Origin of the sequence: Brucella rhizosphaerae (assembly GCF_002252475.1) — a bacterium.
GTDB lineage: Bacteria > Pseudomonadota > Alphaproteobacteria > Rhizobiales > Rhizobiaceae > Brucella > Brucella rhizosphaerae.
Genome location: NZ_NNRK01000034.1, coordinates 677085 through 691734 on the forward strand (window position 1 = coordinate 677085; position 14650 = coordinate 691734).

The window sequence follows — 14650 nt, forward strand, 5'->3', positions numbered from 1 at the left end:
GTGTGAAATAGTTTTCGGATAAGATGCGCTGAAAACGTGCCCTCAAAGGAGATCGAACCATGTCTGGCAAAACCATGCCGCTATTTCGCACACTGGCAGCTGTTGCATTGCTTGGTACAGGCTTTGTTGCAAGCAGTGCTTATGCTGAAGAAAATGGACGCTATCGCCTTGAGGGCACTGAAACCGGCTATGTGCGGCTTGATACGCGCACTGGTGCACTGTCGGTTTGTAATGAACAACAGGGGCAGCTTATCTGCAAGATGGCGACCGAGGATCGAGAAGCTTACGAAAATGATCTTTCCGATTTGCAGGATCGGGTGAAGAGGCTTGAAGATCAGGTTACAGCTCTCGAAGGTGGTGGCGCGTCTGTGACAGCGTCCAAGTTGCCAACAGATGCGGAATTTGAGCAGTCTCTTGGCTATATGGAACGTTTTATGCGTCGTTTCATGGATGTGACGAAAAGTTTCGACAGTGAAACCGACAAACCAGCCGAGGCTGCGCCACCCGCTCAATAGAGTGGTTGCGGCTAATAGTGAAACGCTGCAACCGCGTCTCACTATTTGTTTTACGCATTTCCTGACGCAAAATCGGGTCCCACTTTTGCGGGCAATGCTCTGACGAATTGATAATAGGGGAGGCCTTGCGCGCTTCCTATGAAAATGCTTGCCTTTTCCTGCCTGCTTCCTCCAACTATTAGGGTAGCAGCAGGGGGAGGATCGTCCGGTAATGCAGGGCTGGGGAATTATAGGCGCGGCCTTTTTATATCTGTTGATGCTGTTTGCTGTTGCAAGCATCGGCGACAGGCGGGCTGCGCGCTGGAGCAGTGCCCCACGTCCGTATATTTATGCGCTCAGCCTCGCAGTTTATTGTACCTCATGGACATTCTTCGGCTCAGTTGGCCTATCGGCGCAGCGCGGGCTTGAGTTCCTCGGCATTTATATAGGTCCTATCCTGGTCTTCACGCTCGGCAATCGCCTCTTGCGCCACATCGTACGGCTGGCGAAATCTGAACATATTACCTCCATCGCTGACTTTCTGGCCGCCCGTTATGGCAAGAGCTTTGGCGTAGCCTCGCTTGCTACCTGTATCGCAGCCGTTGGTTCCATTCCCTATATTGCGCTGCAACTCAAAGCCGTTTCCGGCAGCGTCGGGCTGGTGATGGAGCATTATGGTTCGGCTTTTGATCCAGCGTCCTTTGTCTTTGGCGATATTTCGTTGCCGGTGGCGGCGGTTCTGGCTGTCTTCGCTATTTTGTTCGGCACACGCCATACGGATGCGACTGAACACCAGAACGGCCTTATTCTGGCGGTCGCACTTGAATCGGTAATCAAGCTTTCCGCATTTCTGGCGGTCGGCTTTGCCTGCACTTTCTTTGTTTTTGGTTCGCCGGGAGAATTGATCGAGAAAATTTCGCAATCGCCAGCGGCCCTTGATGCCTTTCATTATGAGACATCCATTGGCACGTGGATTGTGCATACGACATTGAGCGCTGCAGCAATCATCATGTTGCCACGTCAGTTTCATGTGACGGTTGTCGAAAGCCGCAGTGAACAAGAATTGCGCACAGCCTCATGGCTGTTTCCGCTTTATCTGATCCTGATCAATATCTTCGTTTTTCCGATTGCACTCATCGGTGTGATGACGCTTGGCAACACAGTCAGCGGCGATCTTTATGTGCTGGCGCTACCGCTGTCTGCCGGTGCCCACTGGCTGGCGCTGATAGCTTTTCTGGGCGGGCTTTCGGCAGCCACAGCAATGGTCATTGTCGCCTGCGTGGCGCTGGCGATCATGATCTCCAATCACCTTGTGCTGCCACTCATCATTCGCAGGCTTGCTGTTCGCCACCCGGCTGAACAACGTGATCTGACGATGATCATTCTCAATACGCGACGATTGACGATTGTCGGCATTCTTGCGCTGGCTTTCGTCTATTACCGCATGGCGTCCAATAATATTCACCTTGCATCCATCGGCCTTATCTCTTTCGCAGCCATTGCGCAGTTCATGCCCGCATTCATCGGGGGGCTGTTCTGGAGAAACGCCAATGGTCGTGGTGCAATGCTCGGCTTGTCTGCAGGATTTCTGATCTGGGCCTACACGCTGCTTCTGCCAACCATGGCTCCGGAAAATGCCGCGATTCTAAGTGAAGGATTTCTTGGTTTCACTGCGTTAAGGCCTGAAGCGCTGTTTGGCACCGACGCCCTGCCTCTGACCAATGGCGTCATGTGGAGCCTCGCGGCCAATACGTTATTCTATATCCTTGGATCGCTTTCGCGTGCCTCGACACCGCTTGAACGCATTCAGGCGAGTATTTTCCTGCCGCGCTATTTCATCGGCACACCAACGCTAAAGCGTTTTCGCACAACCGTGACTGTCGCCGAACTTAAAGCGACCATGGCGCGTTATCTCGGAGCCGAACGAGTGGAGCGTGCTTTCCTGCGCTTTGAGGCACGAGAACAGCGCAGGCTCGATCCTGGTATGACGGTGGATACGCCGTTGATCCGTCATGCGGAACAATTGCTGGGAACGGCAGTCGGCTCATCGTCGGCACGTCTCGTGCTGTCTTTGCTTCTCCAGCGCAATGATGCTTCCGCACGCGATGCACGGCAATTGCTTGACGATGCTTCTGCTGCCTTGCAGCAAAATCGTGACCTTCTGCAAATCGCGCTTGATCAGATGGATCAGGGCATAACCGTGCTCGACAAGGATCTGCGGCTGACATGCTGGAACCGTCAGTTCCGCACTCTTTTTGATCTGCCGGATGAGGTGATGCAGGTTGGTATTCCGGTATCTGAGATTGTAGAGCATCTGGCCAGCAGCGGTGATCTCGCTGTCAACGCGCAGAATTCGGTCATACGATCTCTTGCAACTCTCAGGCAGCCATGGCGCATGACGCTGAAATCGACCGGAACAGTCATGGAGATAAACTCCAATCCGATGCCGGATGGCGGACTTGTCGCAACTTATACCGACATTACCACTGAAGTTGAGGCTGACATGATGCGCCAGAAGGCAGCTGAAGTGCTTGAGCAGCGTGTCGCGGATCGAACTGCCGAGCTTACGCATGTAAACCAGAAGCTTGCAAAGGCGCAAACAGCCGCCGAGGAAGCCAATCTCGGCAAGACACGGTTTCTGGCAGCTGCTGGTCACGACATTCTGCAACCGCTCAATGCAGCACGGCTTTACAGCACAGCACTGACAGAAAAGCTGGGCCGTGCGGAGACAAGCCAGCTCGCCCGTAACATCGACTCGTCACTGGAATCCGTTGAGGCGATCCTTGGGATGGTGCTCGACATATCGCGGCTTGATACAGGTGCACTCAAGCCGGAAGTCTCGGTCTTCCGTCTCGATAAACTTTTAAGCCAGATTGCGACTGACTTCACCCCGATGGCTCGTAAAAAAGGGCTCAAACTCCGCGTGGTGCCATCGAGCATCGCGGTAAAGACAGACCGCAACATGCTGCGGCGCCTCATCCAGAACCTGGTTTCAAACGCCATCAAATACAGCCGCAAGGGTGGTATTCTGTTTGGTGTTCGTCGACGTGGCAATTTCATTGAATTGCAAGTGCTTGATACCGGTATCGGTATCCCGCAACAAAAGCTGAAACTTGTTTTCCGTGAGTTTACGCGTCTTGATGAAGGTATGCGTGAAGCGGACGGTCTTGGCTTGGGTCTCTCTATCGTCGATCGTATTGCACGTGTTCTGTCGCTGCCCCTGACACTATCCTCAACGCCGGGAAAGGGCAGCGTTTTCACGCTGCGCATTCCGGTTAGTACAGCGCCTGCACCAATGGAAGAGGTTGCAAGCCGTAAGGGCCTGAAGCGCGCGTCAAGCCTCACTGGTCTTGATGTGCTTTGTATCGACAATGACGCCAACATTCTGGCCGGGATGGAAACACTGCTGATTGGTTGGGGTTGCAATGTAACCACCTTGCGCGGTGGTTCCGAGCTGAAGGTTTTCTGCCTCGAGCGCGAAGTCGCTCCCGATATTATCGTGGCCGATTATCATCTCGATAATGAAAACGGGCTCGATATGATTGGTTTTGCGCGCGAAAGTTTCAAACAAGAAATTTCGGCTATTCTGCTGACCGCCGATCGCTCCAAAGAAGTTCGCAAGCGTGCGGATGATGAGAATGTCGTCGTCCTGCACAAGCCATTGCGTCCGGCAGCGCTGCGTTCACTGCTATCAAGCGCACTGCATCAGCGTCAAAGCGTTGCAAGAAATCCGACAGCTGCGGAATGATCTTGCAGGCTCAGCTGGCTTCCGAGGTAAGGGCGTCGTTGCCAATCCGTGATAGAAGAATGACCGCCTGCGTGCGACTGTCAACGCCGAGCTTTTGCAGAACAGCAGAGACATGTGCCTTGACCGTCGCCTCTGAAACATTCAGCTCATAGGCGATCTGTTTGTTGAGCAAACCTTCGGCAAGCATGGTCAGAACACGCGTCTGCTGTGGCGTGAGAGTTCTGATCTTGTTGATGAGCGCTTCAATTTCAGGATCATGCGCTTGATCGAGATCTATATCGGACGGTGTCCAGATGTCGCCAGCGATGACTGCGTGTACTGCTTCACCGATCGTTTCCATGCTTGCGGATTTCGAAATGAAGCCAGATGCGCCCAGCTCGACCGCATGTCGGATCGTTGTCGTATCATCGGTGGCCGAGACAATAATGATTGGCAAGGCAGGCTGAAGCGCTTTCAGCGTGACCAGACCTGCAAGGCCGGTCCCCCCTGGCATGGTCAGATCAAGCAATAGCAAATCGATATCGTCACGTTCGACGACCAGCTTTTTTGCTGCATCGAAATCGCCGACTTCGAGGATTTCTGCTTCTTCGGGCAGGCTGGACAGAACCTGTCGCAGCGCGCCTCTGAAAAGCGGATGGTCGTCAGCGATGATAAATTGCATAAGCCTCGCACGCCATTCTGAAAGTCCTCCCCATGCGCTGCACTTTAAATGCAACTCTCTCGTTTTATGCCGATTTTCGTTCCGGGCAACCTAAAATAGCGTTGCTTAGCTGGATTCATATGTCGCATTGCCGCCTTCTGGCCGCATTATGTGCTAATTTTAGTTATGAACGAGAGCCTTCCCAGCCAAGATGGGAGCTGCTCCAGCGGGAACGAAAAGGCACTATATGACGCGCAATACGCTTTATCCGGAAATTCAGCCCTTCAAGGAAGAGATGCTGCAGGTTTCGACATTGCATCGCATCCATGTCGAGCAGTGCGGCAATCCTGATGGTAAACCTGTTGTCATGATTCATGGTGGCCCGGGCGGCGGCATCACGCCAGCCATGCGACGCCTGCATGATCCCGAGAAATATCGCATCATCCTTTTCGATCAGCGCGGCTGCGGACGCTCGACGCCACACGCAGAATTGCGCGAGAACACCACCTGGGATCTCGTGGCCGATATGGAGCACATTCGTGCACATCTCGGCATCGATAAATGGCAGGTTTTCGGTGGTTCATGGGGTTCGACGCTGGGGCTTGCCTATGCTGAAACCCATCCCGAACGGGTGTCGGAAATCATTCTGCGCGGCATTTTCATGGTGCGCCGATTTGAAGTTGAATGGATGTATTCCAACGGGGCGAGCATTATTTTCCCCGATCACTTTGAGGCCTATCAGGAGCATATCCCTGAGGAAGAACGCGGTGATATGATCGCGGCCTATTACAAGCGCCTGACAGACCGTAATCCGCAGGTTCAGCTTGCAGCTGCTCGGCTGTGGGCGCGGTGGGAAGGCTCTGTGCTCTCGGTGCAGCCCGATCCCGCTCGCGTTGATGCCTTTGGCGAAGACCATCACGCCATCGCCTTTGCGCGTATCGAATGCCACTACTTCCAGAACCGTGGTTTTCTTGAAAGCGACGACCAGCTTCTGCGGAATGTCGAACGCATCCGGCAGATTCCGGGCGTCATTGTCCACGGCCGTTATGATATCTGCACGCCGTTTATTAACGCATGGCAGCTCAAGAAGATGTGGCCGGAAGCTGATCTTAAAATCGTTGAAGACAGCGGTCATGCGGTGACAGAACCTGGAATTACCCATGAATTGATCGAAGCAACCAAGCGGTTTGCTGCTTAAGCTTGTTTCCGGAGGCGCATTTTTTGCGTCTCCATCACTTAAACATTAGCAAAATCAAAAAAAGGCACATCTAAACGGTGCATTTTGTGTGCTTCATCTTTTCTTTGTGTATTTTCGCCTACAAACTAGGGAGTGAACATTTGTGATCCTCCCCGATCCCATCAGTTCATCGTAAAGATTTCATCTGGCGAACCTTATCGCAGCAAAGACGGCCCGGTTTGAGTTCGTGTTCGAGAGGGATACAGGCTAATGTTGAAAGAGTTCAAGGAATTTGCTCTCAAGGGCAATATGGTCGATCTGGCCATCGGTGTTATCATCGGCGGGGCCTTCGGTACCCTCGTCAATTCCATCGTCAACGACATCATCATGCCGGTCATCGGTTTGCTGACGGGTGGTATAGATTTCTCCAATATGTATATCCAGCTTGCTGGCGATCCTAAAGGCACACTGGCTGCGGCCCGTGAAGCCGGTGCGACCATTGCTTACGGCAACTTCGTTACCCTGCTCATCAACTTCCTGATTATTGCCTGGGTTCTGTTCCTTGTCGTTAAAGGCATGAACAGGCTTAAGAAGAAGGAAGAAGCCAAGCCTGAAGCCGCTGCGGAACTGCCACGCGATGAAGTGCTGCTGGCCGAAATCCGCGATCTTCTTGTCAAGCAGAGCAAAGCCTGATTGTTTCGGGAATATTCGACAGAGAACGGGGCCTTTATGGCTCCGTTTTTTATTGAACGTGTTTTGAAAAGCGGGAGCTGATTTGATCCATCAATGCAGTTGATCGGATCATCACAAAATGCCACGTGATTTCATGATTGCTCCTTGCTAAGCAGGTGTAATCAAAACCGAATTTTATGTGGGAACAAATGACTCTTATCGCCAATCTTCGCCGTGAAGCAGCCCAGTCACCCGAAAGCGGCATTGTTGCCGTTGCCAATCACGGTCGTGGCAAAGAGGGCCTAATTCCGCTGTGGGTTGGTGAGGGTGATCTGTCCACGCCTGATTTTATCCGTGAGGCAGCCCAGAAGGGCATTGCCGATGGTGAGACATTCTATACCTGGCAAGCAGGTATTCCTGAACTGCGCGAGGCGCTTGCTCGTTATCATGCGCGCCATTTTCCGCAGACCTTCAAGCCGGAAAACTTCTATGTCACAGGTTCGGGCATGCACGCCATCGAGATGGCGCTGAAGGCAACAACGGGTGCAGGCGAAGAGGCAATTTATCTTTCGCCAGCCTGGCCAAATTTTGTGGGTGCTGCTGGTCTTGCCGGTGCGGTTCCGGTGCCTGTAGAGCTTGAATTCGGTGCCAATGGCTGGGTGCTTGATCCTGAAAAGATTGCGGCTGCGATCACCCCACGCACTCGCGCATTGTTCATCAATACGCCGTCCAATCCGACTGGCTGGACGGCAGATCGCGAGACACTGCGTTTTATTCTCGATTTGGCGCGTGAAAAGGGCATATGGATCATTGCCGACGAGATTTACACCCATTTCTATTATGGCGGTGCGCGCGCGCCGTCCTTCATGGATATTATGGAGCCAGACGACCACATCATCTTCGTCAACTCCTTTTCCAAAAACTGGGCGATGACTGGCTGGCGCGTGGGCTGGATGACAGTGCATCCTTCGATCGGCCCTGTCGTTGAAAATATGATCCAGTATTCCAACTCAGGTGTCGCACAGTTCATGCAGCGCGGAGCGGTCGCAGCACTCGACCATGGCGATGACTTTATTGCCATGCAAGTCGAGCGCGCACGCACCACACGTGACCGCCTCTGCGCCACTTTGCAGAGCACTGGAAAGGTACGCCTGAGCCCACCACAAGGTGCATTCTATTTGTTCTTTGGCGTCGATGGTGTGACGAATTCGGTAAAGGCCGCAATCGACATGGTCGATAATGCCAATGTCGGCCTTGCTCCGGGCAGTGCATTCGGGCTTGGCGGTGAAGGCTACTTCCGCCTTTGTTTCTGCCGCGATCTGCAGCAGATGGATGAATCTGCAACGCGCTTGGTTCGCTGGATCAACAGTCTTTAAAAATGAAAAAGGCCGGTGAAAACCGGCCTCTCTTCAATTCTGTTGAGCTGAGTTTATCAGCCGCCAGCTTTTGATACCATCAGCGGAATAATGCGGTCAGAATTTGCGACTTTCGGCGCATCCGGTTCAGCAAACGGAATGCCAAGCGTATTCCATACTTCCAAGAGCGCATCCTTGAGGCCGTCAATCAGCACATCGTCATGCAATGGCGATGGTGTGATGCGAAGACGCTCTGTGCCGCGCGGCACGGTCGGATAGTTGATCGGCTGGATATAGATGCCATGTACGTCGAGAAGACGGTCGCTGGCTTTCTTGCACAGTTCCGGATCACCAACCAGAATTGGTACGATGTGGGTTTCCGACGGCATGACCGGGAAACCGGCAGCCGACAGAACATCTTTGGCGCGCTGCGACTGGCGCTGCTGGCCATCGCGCTCGACCTGCGAAACCTTCAGGTGACGGATCGCAGCGGTAGCGGAAGCGGCAACTGCCGGCGGAAGTGATGTCGTGAAGATGAAGCCCGGTGCGTAGGAACGAACGGCATCAACGATGGCGCGTGAACCTGTGATATAACCGCCCAGCGCGCCGAATGCTTTTGCGAGCGTGCCTTCGATAATATCCATGCGGTGCGCAAGGCCATCGCGTTCAGTGATACCGCCGCCGCGCACGCCATACATGCCAACAGCATGAACTTCATCGATATAGGTCATGGCGTTATATTTGTCGGCCAGATCAGCAATCTTCTCGATCGGCGCAATATCGCCATCCATCGAATAGACGGATTCAAATACAATCAGCTTGGCGCGGGAGTGATCCGCAGCCTTAAGAAGCTGCTCAAGATGCTCGACGTCATTGTGGCGGAAAATCTTCTTCTCTGCACCCGAACGACGCACACCTTCGATCATTGAGGCGTGGTTCAGCTCGTCAGAAAGGATCAGGCAGTTTGGAAGCAAACGTGCAATGGTCGAAATCGAAGCTTCGTTGGACACAAAACCGGACGTGAAGACGAGGCCAGCTTCCTTGCCATGCAGGTCAGCAAGTTCGGCTTCAAGTTCTACGAGGGGGTGGTTGTTGCCCGAAATATTGCGCGTTCCGCCTGCGCCGGAGCCAGTGCTGTTGGCCGTATCGCACATCGCCTGAATGACATCTGGATGGTGTCCCATGCCCAGATAGTCGTTCGAGCACCAGACGGTGATCTCACGTGCAATACCATTGTTGCGCCAGGTAGCTCGGGGGAAACGTCCAACAATGCGTTCTAGATCAGCAAAAACGCGGTAACGCTTCTCGGCGTGCAGCTGGTCGATCGCTTCTTCAAAAAACCGGCGATAGTCCATTATACGCTCCTTGTTAATGCTCTAGTACCGCTTTTACTTATCTGCGTCCATGGCGCAATGACGGGCAATTTGCCACGCTTTCGTGAAGCTGCATTGATTAAAATCAACCCAATAGCCAGTTTCAGTATGTAAACAAAAACTTTGGCTAACGCGTCATAAGGCGGAAGATGAATTTTGGTGCCAGATCCCTGCGGCGCACATAAACGCGGGGCATGCCGAAAGGATCGTCGCCTGCACGCGCTCGTGCATGTACGGTGGTCGTTGCCGTTTCAAAGCCAGCATCGCGGCACATGTCACGATGAACTTGGTGATTCCCGCCATAGGGATAGGCGAAATTGGTCACGGCTGATCCAAGCATATCTTCAAGCATGGTCTTGGATTGTGCAATCTGCCGGCGAGCTTCCTCTTCCGAGGTCTTTTCCAGATTAACATGATCGAGCGTATGCGCGCCGACCTCATGACCAAGGGCCGCCCATTCACGCATCTGCGTTATCGACATGCAGGGTGTTAACGGAACACCCATTGCCTGATCCCAGACATTGCTACCGCCGACCTGATTTGCGACGAAGTAATTGGTTGCGGTAAAGCCGAATTCCGAGAGAACCGGCAGGGCGTTCTCGTAATTGTTGAGAAACCCGTCATCGAAGGTGATAACGGCAACCTTTCCCGTCTTCTCGCCCTTGATATAAGGCATCGCGTCACGCAACGACAGGCCCTGATAGCCAAGTCGCTTCAGCCATGCCATCTGGCTGCGAAACTTGTCCGGATGAACCCAAAGACCGCGAAACGGAATCTTCTTGTGCGGCAGGGGCGCAATCTGATGATAAAGAAGAACAGGGATCGCCATTTGTCTCACTTCGATCTTGAGGAGAAACTGCGCACCCGCATACGGTAGATTGGTCGCAGGATTTCCCGTTTAAGCTTGTCTGAAAAAGACTTCTTGTGCTGAATGGTCGTCCCTCCAAGCTGGGCTGAAATTTCTTTCACACCTCCGGGAATGACGGCGAGCGGCTGCAAGTCAGTTACCCACCGCATCTGAACCATTGTGTCGACCGGGCGGTCAAACTGTTCGGTCATAGCAAGCAGCTTTTTTGCCGCGTCGAAGCTTACAAGCTGTGCGACCATGCCAAGCCCAATCGGATTGGGGATAATGATGCGCACCTGATTGTTGCGAAACACTTCGCGGCCGATCTCGCGGTCATCGCGGAACGTAAAGCGCACGAAGCTGCCAGGCTCGAAATGATTGCTGACCGCATGAAATGCAGCGCTGAAAACATCGTTCAGTTCGATATCGTCTTCAATGACGAAGCCAGCTTCAAGCTGTTGGTCGACGATGGCCTGCCAGGCTTTGCGGTGAGACAAGAAACATGCAATCTCGTTCTTGCTCAGCTCAAACGGATAGCGTGGCGCATGGAGCTTGCGCCGGTACACGCGTTTGATGTCCGCGTCTGAAAGATTGCGGCTGTCAACAGCGTCGATTACTTCTGCTGTGACAGGCAATTCGTGAATGAGCTTTTCCACTTGCGGCTTGCGGTCAGCCGCGCGCGATAAATGTATGATGAAAGCCTTGATGTTCATGTAAAACCTGAGCGCGCAAAAAGTAATTTCAGCCAATGCGGCGTTCTATATCTGCTATGCGTCTCATTTTCGCAAGTCACACTTATTAGCTTACTTTATGTAGAAGTCCTGCGGCGACTTTTTCTTCAATCCACTTTCGTTCGGCATCCCAGTCATGACGCTTCCAGCCTTCCCAGCTGAAACCACAAATTTTGATATCCCAGTCGGGTAAGGAATATTTGCGCAAGACCAGCCAGATGCCGAAGAAGCCAGTGCTGGGGAACACCTTTTTCATCTGATCCGGGCCTATGCCAAGCTCGTCGCAAACCGCAAAATAATCCTGCGACGGCATGATGCGGATTTTTTTACCGGCCCGGCCGAAATAGTCGATTGCCTCATTGGTCCAGTCGGCGCGACGACCCTTGAGCCTTGAGAGGAAATTCGGGTGATGGTGAAACCGTTTTATGATGCTGGGGTGGAAGGCAAACAGCACTTCCGGTGTATTGCGAACAATTTCCGAACTGATGAAGGTTGGTTCCTTGATCCACTGTTCCATCTGCTTGCTCGATGTGGCGAGCATCAGCATGTCGGTCTTTGTGCCACTCATGCCGGTAGAGACACGTGGTTCGTTAAAACGCAGTACAAGATCGGCAGCGTCAATTTCAGCAGACAAGTCACGATCAAGGGGACCGTTCCCGACTATAAATATCGTTTTGTTCATAAGATGAGGAATCTTGTCCTGTTAAGCGAGATAAATAGATTTAATTAAAATGAGAACATTACAAGTTTCTAAACCGTTCCCGCTTGCTGTGAGGCACGTTTTTACGATCACTTTTGTCGTGCAAGTTATCGAACTACGTTACCGATGGGTATCTCTCAAGCTAGCAGGTTTGGCATTGCAGCCATGCAGTTTATGCACTTCTCAAAACGATTAAAAAGGCGGAAGCTCCATGTTGGGAGGAAGGTAAAGAAGCACAGCGCATCCTAAATGAGGTGCGCGGCAAATAAGGGGATACCACCATGAACCACCTTCGTACCCAGTTTTCCCGTTGGATGCAGTACCGCGAAAATCTGCGCGAACTCAGTGATTGCAGCGACCGCGAACTTTATGATCTCGGGCTGTCACGCGGTGATATTCATCGCGTTGCGCGCGAAGCAGCTTTCGCCTGATTTCTCAGGCGAAATTCTTCCACGAAGTTTGCAGATTTCAAACCTCACCTGGCCGTTTAAAGCGGATGTGGATGTTGTCATCTGCAAGATCAAAACCAGCATAGTTGCGCTGGAAGGCGATGAGGGCATCATTGACGCCCTTTGAATAATCGTCTTCCTGCACTTCAACGTGATGCCGGTAAATGATCCTATCGTCTTTATAGAATATAACCTGACCTTCCATGATGGCCTCCTCTTAAAGCCGTATGGGTGATGGGCGCTGTAGAGCTCCCTTTATGTCGGTGTATTCAATTGAGATAGGCGAGTGGTTGCTTGTTTCAAGCCTTGTCGCGGGTGTTTTCATGCTTGCACAGTGCGAGCCAGGCCCTTGCGGCGTGGGATAAAAAAGCACCTTTTCGCCAGATCAGCGCCATATCCCAGTTTACCTCCGCACCTTTGATTTTATGGATGCGGACATCGGGATGCTTGCGCTGTTCGGCAATCATTTGCGGCAGAAAACCGACACCCATGCCAGCGGCTACCAGTTCGACGATAAAATCGATCTGGCTGGAACGCATGGCGATCTGTGGGGACAATCCGTGCTGATGACATGCATCGAGAATGATGTGATTGAGGGCAAAACCGCTTTCAAAGAGAATGAACGGCAAACTGGCGATGTTGCGCAAAAGGATGCCGTCATCATCGGTGAAAGTATGGGTGGCGGGAAGCAGGGCCACGACCGGCTCACAACGAACCGCCTGCCACTCGAAACTGCTTTCATCGGAAAGAAGAGAAGCAGCCAGTTCGATATCACCTGCAAGAAGCAATTCTTCCAGTCGTTTGCTGCCATGTTCGACAAGCTGAATGTCGATCTCAGGGTAGAGCTTGGTGAAAGCAGCAAAAACCGGGGCGAACAGCACACTCGAACCGATGGGCGGCAATCCAAGGCGCAAAAGACCGCGCTTCAGGCCGCGCAGCTCGCCAAGCTCGGTGAGCATGTCGTCTTTTTCCGTCAGCATGCTCAATGCGCGCCGATAGACGATTTCACCTGCGCTGGTCAGACGGGGAGGGCTGGCTTCACGGTCAAGCAGAATGAGCTCGAGTTCGTCTTCGAGCTGCCGCACCGTCTTACTGACGGTGGATTGTGTGGCATTGATCGTGCGGGCTGCAGCCGAAAAGCCACCCTGTCGCACCACTTCCACGAAAGCCTGAAAGCTGCGTAAGTTCATAAGCTATTCTATTATGGAATAGCTGCAATGAAATCAATTCATTTCTGGAATATCGATTCCGCGCCTATATTGCTTTCACAAACACTTGCATTGGAACATGACCATGAATGCCCACAACCTGATGATCCGCTTTCGCTATGCGCTGCACAACAGCCGCTTGATGCAGATTGCGACGCTGGTCGGCTTCTGGTTGGCAGGTGAGGCATTTGTTCGTTTGAGCGGTCTGCCGCTGCCTGGTGGCATCGTCGGTATGGCGCTGGTTCTGGTGCTTCTTTTGAGCGGGCGTATCAGTCTTTTCAGCATGAAGCGCGGTGCCGAATGGTTCCTCGCAGAAATGCTGCTGTTTTTTGTGCCTGCAGTTCTTGCTGTTTTGGAACATCAGGAATTCCTCGGAATGCTGGGCCTGAAGATCATGGCCGTCATTCTGGTTGGCACACTGACAGTTATGACTGTCACAGCCTTGACCGTGGACTTCTGTTATCGCCTGAGCGCTCGCTATGCCGCTAAGTAACCCCTATGTGGCGACGCTATTCTGGTCTGTGGCCACGATCCTCTTCTATCTTGCTGCAAAGCGCGTTTATCGCCGCTTTCCCATGTGGTGGTTGACGCCGCTTGCGATCACTCCTTTGCTGCTGATGGGCTTGCTGATCGGGCTTAATGAAAATTATCGCAACTATTTCAGCGCAACCCACTGGCTGGTGGCGCTGCTAGGGCCGGCAACGGTAGCTTTCGCCATTCCGATCTACCAGCAGCGCGCAACCATTCGTCGCTATTGGCCGGTTCTTATGGTTGGTGTTGTAATCGGTAGCTCGTCTGCGATGTTTTCGGCGTGGGGGCTTGCGCATCTTCTTGGTCTGAACGACGCGATTAGTCTCAGCCTGATGCCGCGTTCCATGAGTACGCCTTTCGCCATGACGGTTTCCGGCGATATTGGCGGTACGCCCGACCTCACAGCCATTTTTGTGGTTATAACCGGCGTATTCGGCGCAGCTCTTGGCGAGGTGATGCTCAATTGGTTGCCGCTTCGCTCAGCTCTTGCGCGCGGTGCACTGTTTGGTATGGGCGCGCATGGCGCCGGTGTTGCTAAGGCCCATCAGATCGGCAGCGAGGAGGGCTCGATTGCTGGCCTCGTCATGGTTCTGGTCGGTTTGGTCAATGTTCTGGCTGCGCCGTTCATCGCCCAGCTTCTCTGAGCTGCTGATTTTTAAGCACATTTTACTCGATATGCTTATAATATAAGCAGACTCAACACATCTGTGTTTCTGCAACAATCT

General features: G+C 52.8%; 15 protein-coding genes. 8 read left to right on the top strand and 7 right to left on the bottom strand.

Annotated elements, in window-relative coordinates; genetic code table 11:
- The first annotated feature begins 59 nt into the window (after window positions 1–59).
- Complete coding sequence (locus CEV32_RS20270; protein ID WP_094578884.1) at window positions 60–515, top strand: hypothetical protein; 456 nt, start codon at window positions 60–62, stop codon at window positions 513–515.
- Between the two features lie 211 nt (window positions 516–726).
- Window positions 727–4242: a PAS domain-containing hybrid sensor histidine kinase/response regulator gene (locus CEV32_RS20275; RefSeq protein ID WP_094578885.1), complete on the top strand. Its 3516-nt coding sequence runs from the start codon at window positions 727–729 to the stop codon at window positions 4240–4242.
- Between the two features lie 10 nt (window positions 4243–4252).
- Here CEV32_RS20275 and CEV32_RS20280 read toward each other — a convergent pair whose 3' ends face one another.
- Window positions 4253–4903: a response regulator transcription factor gene (locus CEV32_RS20280; RefSeq protein WP_094578886.1), complete on the bottom strand. Its 651-nt coding sequence runs from the start codon at window positions 4901–4903 to the stop codon at window positions 4253–4255.
- Window positions 4904–5129: 226 nt separating this feature from the next.
- On the opposite strand from CEV32_RS20280, the gene pip reads away from it, so the two are divergent.
- From pip to CEV32_RS20295, 3 genes are all read left to right on the top strand, one after another.
- A complete protein-coding gene (pip, locus tag CEV32_RS20285; RefSeq protein ID WP_094578887.1) occupies window positions 5130–6080 on the top strand; it encodes a prolyl aminopeptidase in 951 nt (316 codons plus the stop codon).
- A 249-nt stretch (window positions 6081–6329) separates the two neighbouring features.
- The gene (gene mscL / locus CEV32_RS20290; RefSeq protein WP_094578888.1) at window positions 6330–6752 is read left to right on the top strand and encodes a large conductance mechanosensitive channel protein MscL; all 423 of its coding nucleotides are present in this window, start codon (window positions 6330–6332) and stop codon (window positions 6750–6752) included.
- Between the two features lie 188 nt (window positions 6753–6940).
- Complete coding sequence (locus tag CEV32_RS20295; RefSeq protein ID WP_094579197.1) at window positions 6941–8107, top strand: pyridoxal phosphate-dependent aminotransferase; 1167 nt, start codon at window positions 6941–6943, stop codon at window positions 8105–8107.
- Window positions 8108–8163: 56 nt separating this feature from the next.
- On the opposite strand, the gene hemA is transcribed toward CEV32_RS20295, so the two are convergent.
- The 4 genes from hemA to CEV32_RS20315 form a co-directional block, all read right to left on the bottom strand.
- The gene (gene hemA, locus CEV32_RS20300; protein WP_094578889.1) at window positions 8164–9441 is read right to left on the bottom strand and encodes a 5-aminolevulinate synthase; all 1278 of its coding nucleotides are present in this window, start codon (window positions 9439–9441) and stop codon (window positions 8164–8166) included.
- 145 nt (window positions 9442–9586) lie between these two features.
- Entirely contained in the window at window positions 9587–10288 is a 702-nt protein-coding gene (locus CEV32_RS20305; protein WP_094578890.1) for a polysaccharide deacetylase family protein, read from the bottom strand.
- 5 nt (window positions 10289–10293) lie between these two features.
- Complete coding sequence (locus tag CEV32_RS20310) at window positions 10294–11019, bottom strand: glycosyltransferase family 25 protein (RefSeq protein WP_094578891.1); 726 nt, start codon at window positions 11017–11019, stop codon at window positions 10294–10296.
- Window positions 11020–11104: 85 nt separating this feature from the next.
- Complete coding sequence (locus CEV32_RS20315; protein WP_094578892.1) at window positions 11105–11719, bottom strand: glycosyltransferase family 29 protein; 615 nt, start codon at window positions 11717–11719, stop codon at window positions 11105–11107.
- 299 nt (window positions 11720–12018) lie between these two features.
- Between CEV32_RS20315 and CEV32_RS20320 the strand changes: the two genes are divergently transcribed.
- Window positions 12019–12168: a DUF1127 domain-containing protein gene (locus CEV32_RS20320; protein WP_094578893.1), complete on the top strand. Its 150-nt coding sequence runs from the start codon at window positions 12019–12021 to the stop codon at window positions 12166–12168.
- Between the two features lie 37 nt (window positions 12169–12205).
- Here CEV32_RS20320 and CEV32_RS20325 read toward each other — a convergent pair whose 3' ends face one another.
- The gene (locus CEV32_RS20325; protein WP_094578894.1) at window positions 12206–12391 is read right to left on the bottom strand and encodes a hypothetical protein; all 186 of its coding nucleotides are present in this window, start codon (window positions 12389–12391) and stop codon (window positions 12206–12208) included.
- Between the two features lie 94 nt (window positions 12392–12485).
- The gene (locus tag CEV32_RS20330) at window positions 12486–13376 is read right to left on the bottom strand and encodes a LysR family transcriptional regulator (RefSeq protein ID WP_094578895.1); all 891 of its coding nucleotides are present in this window, start codon (window positions 13374–13376) and stop codon (window positions 12486–12488) included.
- Window positions 13377–13479: 103 nt separating this feature from the next.
- Between CEV32_RS20330 and CEV32_RS20335 the strand changes: the two genes are divergently transcribed.
- Both CEV32_RS20335 and CEV32_RS20340 read left to right on the top strand, forming a co-directional pair.
- The gene (locus tag CEV32_RS20335; protein WP_094579198.1) at window positions 13480–13887 is read left to right on the top strand and encodes a CidA/LrgA family protein; all 408 of its coding nucleotides are present in this window, start codon (window positions 13480–13482) and stop codon (window positions 13885–13887) included.
- Window positions 13874–14569, top strand: coding sequence for an LrgB family protein (locus tag CEV32_RS20340; RefSeq protein WP_094578896.1), 696 nt, complete (start codon window positions 13874–13876; stop codon window positions 14567–14569). The genes CEV32_RS20335 and CEV32_RS20340 overlap by 14 nt, the downstream gene beginning before the upstream one ends.
- The last annotated feature ends 81 nt before the right edge of the window (window positions 14570–14650 follow it).

Coding starts and splice junctions, on each gene's coding strand:
- CEV32_RS20325 (WP_094578894.1), bottom strand. CDS start 12,391: ATGGAAGGTCAGGTTATATTCTATAAAGACGATAGGATCATTTACCGG.
- CEV32_RS20340 (WP_094578896.1), top strand. CDS start 13,874: ATGCCGCTAAGTAACCCCTATGTGGCGACGCTATTCTGGTCTGTGGCC.
- mscL (WP_094578888.1), top strand. CDS start 6,330: ATGTTGAAAGAGTTCAAGGAATTTGCTCTCAAGGGCAATATGGTCGAT.
- CEV32_RS20315 (WP_094578892.1), bottom strand. CDS start 11,719: ATGAACAAAACGATATTTATAGTCGGGAACGGTCCCCTTGATCGTGAC.
- CEV32_RS20310 (WP_094578891.1), bottom strand. CDS start 11,019: ATGAACATCAAGGCTTTCATCATACATTTATCGCGCGCGGCTGACCGC.
- CEV32_RS20275 (WP_094578885.1), top strand. CDS start 727: ATGCAGGGCTGGGGAATTATAGGCGCGGCCTTTTTATATCTGTTGATG.
- CEV32_RS20335 (WP_094579198.1), top strand. CDS start 13,480: ATGAATGCCCACAACCTGATGATCCGCTTTCGCTATGCGCTGCACAAC.
- CEV32_RS20295 (WP_094579197.1), top strand. CDS start 6,941: ATGACTCTTATCGCCAATCTTCGCCGTGAAGCAGCCCAGTCACCCGAA.
- CEV32_RS20305 (WP_094578890.1), bottom strand. CDS start 10,288: ATGGCGATCCCTGTTCTTCTTTATCATCAGATTGCGCCCCTGCCGCAC.
- CEV32_RS20320 (WP_094578893.1), top strand. CDS start 12,019: ATGAACCACCTTCGTACCCAGTTTTCCCGTTGGATGCAGTACCGCGAA.
- CEV32_RS20270 (WP_094578884.1), top strand. CDS start 60: ATGTCTGGCAAAACCATGCCGCTATTTCGCACACTGGCAGCTGTTGCA.
- hemA (WP_094578889.1), bottom strand. CDS start 9,441: ATGGACTATCGCCGGTTTTTTGAAGAAGCGATCGACCAGCTGCACGCC.
- CEV32_RS20330 (WP_094578895.1), bottom strand. CDS start 13,376: ATGAACTTACGCAGCTTTCAGGCTTTCGTGGAAGTGGTGCGACAGGGT.
- CEV32_RS20280 (WP_094578886.1), bottom strand. CDS start 4,903: ATGCAATTTATCATCGCTGACGACCATCCGCTTTTCAGAGGCGCGCTG.
- pip (WP_094578887.1), top strand. CDS start 5,130: ATGACGCGCAATACGCTTTATCCGGAAATTCAGCCCTTCAAGGAAGAG.